Here is a 6929-nt window from a genome sequence, read left to right on the forward strand (position 1 = left end):
ACGTCAGCCGGAACATTCCACTTATCTGGTTGCACACGACCTGAAGAGTCTCGACTATGTCCGTCAGATTGACTATGCACAGTTTGATTACATCTACCTGATGGCGGCTCCCAACTGGAAAGAATATGATTTTTCAAAGTCCTGCTGTCCTTTGCCGGCGAGGGATTCCGGGAGAGGGTAGAGGATCCCGCACTCCGGGCCAAATTTGTGGATTTCATGGTAGCCTTCATCGACAAATATGATCTTGACGGAATCGAAGTGGACTGGGAAACAGCAGTCACATTTCGTTTTGAGGGATCTAAACAACGCCTCGACCGGTCGGATCGGCTGGAAAAACAGTATGCTATCTGTGGAAGAACACCCGGAAGTACCGGCCATCGGTTCAGGCCGCATCATCATCCCCGAAACGAAAATTCCCGTTACGCCAACAAGGGGTTGGAGGAGCTGAACCTCCGGAACTGTTGCGCGTATGCGGCATGACCTGCGAAGAATTGCTGCAATACTTGGAAAGTGGAAATGATGAAAATCAAAAATGTTTCACTGCATCGTATGTATTCAGTGCCTGTTAAAAACTAAAAGCGGAAAATCTTTCCGCTTTTAGTTCATAATTTTTCATGTTAGCTTTATTAGCCGCCGAAAGCACCGGAACCATAACCTCCTCCTTCCCAACTATCATTATTCGCGTGGCCGGAATTCCCGTCGTCAAGTGCGCTATTCTTCTAATTTTTGGTTAGACAATATGTTAATCAACTCGTTTTTTCCGTTTCCCCAATATCACATAACTGTTGTCATCCGGTGAAATCTTAGACTTCCAGACGTTCAGAAACTCGCGGTTGCCGGTGGAAATCTTCGGGTCTGCCAGCCGTTCCTCTATCAGGTTCAGCAGGTCGCCCGGATCTATGCAGACAACATACCCGTATTCTGCCCATGCCCACCATTGGTTATATTTCTGCAATGCAATGCCACCCAGGTAGTCGTTCTCCAACTTGTAGAACGCCCCTCGCAAGGTGCGTTTGTCAACAAACAGCCGCTTCACCACCGTACCCAAGAACCTGTCCCTGGTTGCAGGGTCGGTGTTGACCCCCCAAATATAGGTGAGGTAATAGTCGCCGAAATCCACATAGGCATGCTCTGCTATCTCGCTGCCGAAATCCGTTGCAAACCGTGGGGAGAGCCTGTTGCTGTTCATTTGATAGACAAATAGCGAGTTTAATCCTTCACGCATGATTCGGACCATTGAGAAAACCATGTCATTTCCTGTCACTGTATGGAAAAGGATACCAGCTACAGATCCGGGGGATAAAGCCATTTGGCCCCCCCTGTTCTCATGGACAATATTTCCTTCCAGATCTTGTACCCACAGCGGCGGGGAAGGATTTCCACCGTCATGAGAGTTCCCACCGATATACGGCTGCACGATGGTGACCCGTTGCCTGTCATAATCCACATGCATCTGCCCACTGTTCGTTGAGTACGCTAATGGGATTTTTCCGATAAAGTTGCCTTGAAGGTCATAAACAAGAATCTGCTTCGTACTCGTCATGGAAAGCAGGTAAACCCGGTTGTGCGCTTCGTCAATCTGACAGTCGCTTAATAGATTATATTCACCGGGACCTTGTCCTACGCTTCCGATGGAGGCTACAAATTTACCCTGGCGGGTAAACAATCGATAAGGAAAATGGGCTACATTTATTCCGATGTAGTTGTCCGAAACATCCACTATTCTTGTATCTCCTACCAACGCTTCTTCGGTGTTGTTGTCCAGCTTGATGACTTCCAGACTGTCAACCCACATGCTGAAGGGTATGCATACGGATTCTTTCACGGCGGAGTAGTCGCACACAATCATCGTGTCACCGTCTGCGACAAGCCTGTCGGCCACGACGCTGCATCTTTCTATCCATTGGGCATTTTCATCGCCCCTGCTTCCGCACGAAGCCATTAGGGCAGGCAGGAGCGCAAATGTGTACGCGGCAAGTTGACGCGTGAGTTTACTGCACAAGGCAGGTCGTTTCATGGTAATGTTTTGCATGCGATTAAAATTTGTAGACAATGTACAAAAAAAATAAAAAGCCACGCATAATAGGTTAAATTGTATATTATTTTTTTGCATATTCATAATATTACGATAATTTTATAGATTGTATAAAAACCACCAAATTTAGCGATAAAACATCTATTAACTATTCAATCTAATTAGTATGAAACATTTGAGTAAGATTGGCTTACACGATTTGAGCCAAGCCGAGGTGGCAAAGAAGAAACAAATTCTCGTAAGAGGTAGTGGTCAGTATGGATGTATTTATGATTTTATGAAACGGTATATTCTACTTTCCATTTTAATGTTGTGTGGATGCAATGGAGGAAAGGCTGGTGAAGGGAAAACGCAGCCGGAACCTGTGGCTGAGGCAATGGAAAATGTACAAACTGACAATTCACCGGTAGATACAGATTCTGTTCCTGTGATAAAACAGGATCTTGTTGAAAAGGGGAAAACAGTCATTGATACAACCAAGATTTATAATATGGGGGAAGTCGATACTCCGGCTGTATCGCTGATGTCGGACAAGGAATTAATGGAATACCTTACAAGCCGTTTCAAATATCCCGATATAGAGCCGGTTACTGGGAGAGGGATTGCACAGTTGACCATTGAACGAGACGGCAGCATTTCGGATGTGAAAATTGTCCAAGGTATCCATCCGGAATTGGATAAGGAATATGAAAGGGTGCTTAGGCTATTCCCGAAGTTTAAGGCGGCTACCATTGATGGGGTTCCTGTCCGTTCGATATTGGAATTCCCTATTTTTGCAAAAGCTATGTAAAGGAATAAAAACAGAACCGTTATGAAAAAGACTGTATTGTTGGCATGGGTGGGCATAGGTGCATTGTGCGCAGCCTGCACATCTTCAAACAACACTTCCGTAGTGAAAGATGGTACAGGTAATGAGTTTTTTGTGGCGCATTATCAGGAAATAAAGGATACGGTCGTAATGAAACTGAGCGATCTGGTGGAGGATTACGAACTCATCCGCTTCGAAGACAATGACAGTGCCCTGCTGGGATTACGGGTCATGCCTACCATCACGGAACATTATATCGGTGTTTCCCAAAGACGCGGCCAGCCTTACCTGTTGTTTGACCGCCAAGGTAATTTTCTGTGCAATGTGGGAAATGTCGGTCAGGGGCCGGGTGAATATGCGTGGCCCATTTATGACGCCGCCATCAGTGAACAAAAGGGAGAAGTCTATCTGGCACAGTTTGCCTTTTCACCCAAAATATTTGCTTACAACCTGCAAGGGAAACTGACGTGCGAGATGGAAACCGGCTGTACACTGTCTAAGCCGAAAATAGAGACGGACGATGAAGGAAACCTGTGCATCATACAGATACCGATGCCCAGTCAGAAATCTCTGAATCTGGCTATTCAGATGGATGGCAGTGGAAACGTGACACGGACATTGAAGGCGGAGGAGCGTTTTTGGATGGACGACTTCAATGGGGACTTGTTTGCCTATCACAACGTGCCGGAATTCAGCTTCCACATCACATGTTGCGATACGCTGTTCCATTATGACAGGACGGAAAACCGTGTTGTGCCGAAATATACGTTGGACTTCGGCATGATGGATGAAAAACCGGGACATATCTACAATGAGATTCCGGGATATTACATGGCAACTGTATTTGGTAAGGGAATAATTCTGACGGATAAACAGGAACGCACTTCCTATTATGTGAAATTCATAAACGACTTGTATGGCGGTATTAGCCATCCTGTTACCTTCAAAGATGGTTATGTATTTACTTTGCGTGAACCAACCCATTGGATTCATTATATAGAAAAGCGCTTAGCCTCAGATGATTGTTCGGATACCGATCGCAAGCAGTTGACCGAATTGTTGGAGTCCATAGACGAGGAGGGAAACAACCTTATGTTCATAGGAAAGTTGAAGTGACAATCGGTATATGCTATACAATTGTTAAATTAAAAGTTAAGATTAAACATGCGTAGACTTTTTTTATTGTTTATTTGTTCGATTGGCGTCGTGTCCTTGTTCGGACAATCTTTGACATGTACAGATCGCATTTGGGGACTTACTAAGATCTGGAAAGATGTATCAGTGAACTTTTACGATGCACATTATTTGTCGTCAATAAAATGGGATAGCTTATATAACGTGTACATTCCTAAAGTTATGGCGGTAAAAAGTGATAGGGATTATTATTTTTTGTTGCAATCCTTTATTGCACAAACCAATGATGGTCATACCGAATTTTCATTGATGAATTTTTTAAAAAAAGATAGAAAAACTGACGTATTGCCAATAGGAACCAACTGGATTAAAGATACTTTATATGTGACTTACGCTGCAAAAGATTGGTTGGATGAAGTTCCTTTAGGAAGTCGCATTATTAGTATCAATGGGCTGTCTTCAGAAAAATATTTTGAACAACATATCTATCCGTATGTGAGTGCTAAAACCTTACAAGATAAACGAAAAAAATCCAGTTTTTTATTTGGAATTGGTTTATTGGAGGATACAATAAGTATATCGTTTATAACACCAAAACGGATATGGCGGCATAAGTCTGTCATATATGATGGATTTAAATTTAGGTATAAAAACAGTGATTTTGTTAGTATTCAAAAACAAATGGTTCATAAAAATTCTTGTTATGAACACAAGGTTGCAGTAGATGGGAATAATGCCTCTTATTCTTATTTGCGTGTTGATGATTTTTCAAGGAATTTCCGAGTGTTGAAGTTTATGGATAATGCGAAGAATGGACTTATGCAGTCTGATTATGTTATATTAGATTTAAGAAACAATCCTGGTGGAAGTGAACTGACTGCCGATTCTTTATTGATGTATTTTGTGAATGGTGATACTCTAAATACATACAAGTCTATTACAAGAAGTCATAATTCCTTTTATGCTGCCATGGGCTATAGTTACGAAAAATATAGGGACTATTATCAGAATCTGCATGAAGAAATGATGTGTGAAGAAGAGTTCGTGTTTTCTCCCCCTTATCGAGTTGAAAAACCTCTTTATATACTTGTAGGAGAATTCACGTATTCTGCTGCTGAAGATTTTCTCATTTCTTTAAAGCTTAATTTCCCTAATAGAGCGGTTTTAGTTGGCAGTGCAACAGGTGGTTCTACAGGAGCACCAATGGTGTGTCCACTTTTCAATGGGCTTTATTATCGTATTTGCACTCGCTTCCCGTTAACACCGATTTTTCAAAATGGATTGCAACCAGATTGTACATATGAACCTACTATTGACGAACTTTTAAACAGAAAAGATTGTATATTTAAACACATAGAATATTTATACAATATTTCGGTAAATAATTAAAATGATTATCCGTATGTTGTCCGTTAAATTTTAGCACTCAGACTGTAAATATACCATGTGAAATATTTTTATATATCGTTGAAATTCAGTGTTTTATACTATAGAACATAAAACCCACCATTATGAATCTTCTGAATTTCATGAGTAATTTTGCAGATGAGGAATCCTGTGTGACCTATCTGAAAGAACAACGGGAACGCCGCGGAGTCGTATGTAAGCATTGCGGCTGCACCGAACACCGTTGGGATGCCCACAAACGTTGTTTCGAGTGTCGGAACTGCCACAGCCGTCAGTCATTACGTTCAGGCACTGTCATGCAGAACAGCAAACTTCCGTACCGCTACTGGATTGCCACCATGTTCCTGCTGATGAGCACCAAGAAATCCTTTTCCACAGAGGAAATCCGTCGTCAACTGGGGCATAAACGATACCAGCCTGTCTGGGAGATGGTCTGCAAGCTTCGTGACGTCATGGGTAAACGTGACGCACAGTACTCCCTGGACGGACAGGTCGAGCTTGACGACGGCTTCTTCACCACGGAACGTCCCGAAGAGGAGAAGGATACCCCCTTAAAAAGGGGACGTGGCAGTCATAAGAAGTCCAAAGTGGTGGTCATGGTGGAAAGTGCCCCTTCGCAGAGACATCCCAGGAAAGGAAAGCCCTCCAAAGTGGTAGGACATCTGAAAATGCACAGGTCATTCCGGACCTGAAGACACAGACAGTCACCGACGTTGCGAAGAAACACCTTGAACCGTCCGTCGAACTGACCACTGACGATTCCACCTCCTACCATAAGCTCGTAGAACATGTACAGAGACACCAACGGTGATTTCGGACAAGAAGAACATGGAGAAGATACTGCCGTGGGTACATATCGCCATCAGCAATGCCAAGAGATTGCTTCTGGATATGCACCACAGAATCAAGTACGAGTATTTACAGTATTACCTCAACGAATTCTGCTACAAGTTCAACAGAAGGTATTTCGGAGAGAAGCTCTTCGACAAGGGTGTCTTGGCAGCAATCAGCTACAACACCGAATTCAAGTCAAGAACATACAGACAGACAACATGCAGATAATCATAAAAAGTTTTTTCTTTTTGTCGGTTTTGTAATCCGAAAGTTCTGATTATAAGAATCTTAAATCCGCTTGTGCTTGTTTCTCGGATGGTAAATTCTTCATTTAATCTTTGTCGGGGTAGCGGCAAATGCCCAAGTACCTTACCTGGTCCCAGGTTCCCGATACAGTCAAATTCGAGTCCACTCACCTGAATGTGGAGAAGCTGAACGAAATGGTCGGCGAGTTCATGCAACGACGTGTAAATTTCCTTGTATCTGCGCTAGGTTCCGTGAATTCCACCCTTGAAGAAGCCTCCGAGACTATGGACGTAGATGTGCAGATGCAGCCATACAAATTGGAGGATATTAAGAATAAGATTGATATAGCCATCAAAGCAAAAGACGAGGAGATTTGGTCACAACAACGAGCCATCACCTTTGTGGGGAACGTGGATGCTGTTTTGGACGATATATTGCTATTTTATAATTATATTATTTAGAATT

Annotated in this window: 7 protein-coding genes and 1 pseudogene; 7 read left to right on the top strand and 1 reads right to left on the bottom strand. The window is 42.9% G+C overall.

Translation table 11 applies throughout. The features are described 5' to 3' along the window. Together BACCOPRO_RS17970 and BACCOPRO_RS03465 are read left to right on the top strand one after the other, a co-directional pair. Positions 1 to 181 (top strand): hypothetical protein (locus BACCOPRO_RS17970; protein ID WP_169306509.1); only part of this gene is annotated, 181 nt, incomplete at its 5' end. Positions 182 to 216: 35 nt separating this feature from the next. Further along, positions 217 to 480, top strand: coding sequence for a hypothetical protein (locus tag BACCOPRO_RS03465; RefSeq protein ID WP_040311090.1), 264 nt, complete (start codon positions 217 to 219; stop codon positions 478 to 480). Positions 481 to 742: 262 nt separating this feature from the next. On the opposite strand, the gene BACCOPRO_RS03470 is transcribed toward BACCOPRO_RS03465, so the two are convergent. Continuing rightward, positions 743 to 2017 (bottom strand): DUF4934 domain-containing protein, encoded by a 1275-nt coding sequence (locus BACCOPRO_RS03470; protein ID WP_162231593.1) that lies wholly within the window; start codon positions 2015 to 2017, stop codon positions 743 to 745. A 184-nt stretch (positions 2018 to 2201) separates the two neighbouring features. Between BACCOPRO_RS03470 and BACCOPRO_RS17095 the strand changes: the two genes are divergently transcribed. The 5 genes and pseudogenes from BACCOPRO_RS17095 to BACCOPRO_RS03500 all read left to right on the top strand — a co-directional run bounded on the left by BACCOPRO_RS17095 (position 2202) and on the right by BACCOPRO_RS03500 (position 6925). Beyond that, a complete protein-coding gene (locus tag BACCOPRO_RS17095; protein ID WP_008140981.1) occupies positions 2202 to 2825 on the top strand; it encodes an energy transducer TonB in 624 nt (207 codons plus the stop codon). A gap of 21 nt (positions 2826 to 2846) precedes the next feature. After that, entirely contained in the window at positions 2847 to 3959 is a 1113-nt protein-coding gene (locus BACCOPRO_RS03480; RefSeq protein WP_008140983.1) for a DUF4934 domain-containing protein, read from the top strand. Positions 3960 to 4199: 240 nt separating this feature from the next. Further along, the gene (locus tag BACCOPRO_RS03485; protein WP_373920401.1) at positions 4200 to 5366 is read left to right on the top strand and encodes a S41 family peptidase; all 1167 of its coding nucleotides are present in this window, start codon (positions 4200 to 4202) and stop codon (positions 5364 to 5366) included. Positions 5367 to 5488: 122 nt separating this feature from the next. After that, a pseudogene (locus tag BACCOPRO_RS03490) lies at positions 5489 to 6446 on the top strand (IS1595 family transposase). 194 nt (positions 6447 to 6640) lie between these two features. Next, positions 6641 to 6925, top strand: a complete 285-nt coding sequence (locus BACCOPRO_RS03500; protein WP_155819048.1) for a hypothetical protein — start codon at positions 6641 to 6643, stop codon at positions 6923 to 6925. Positions 6926 to 6929: the final 4 nt, after the last annotated feature.

This window comes from Phocaeicola coprophilus DSM 18228 = JCM 13818 (genome assembly GCF_000157915.1).
GTDB lineage: Bacteria > Bacteroidota > Bacteroidia > Bacteroidales > Bacteroidaceae > Phocaeicola > Phocaeicola coprophilus.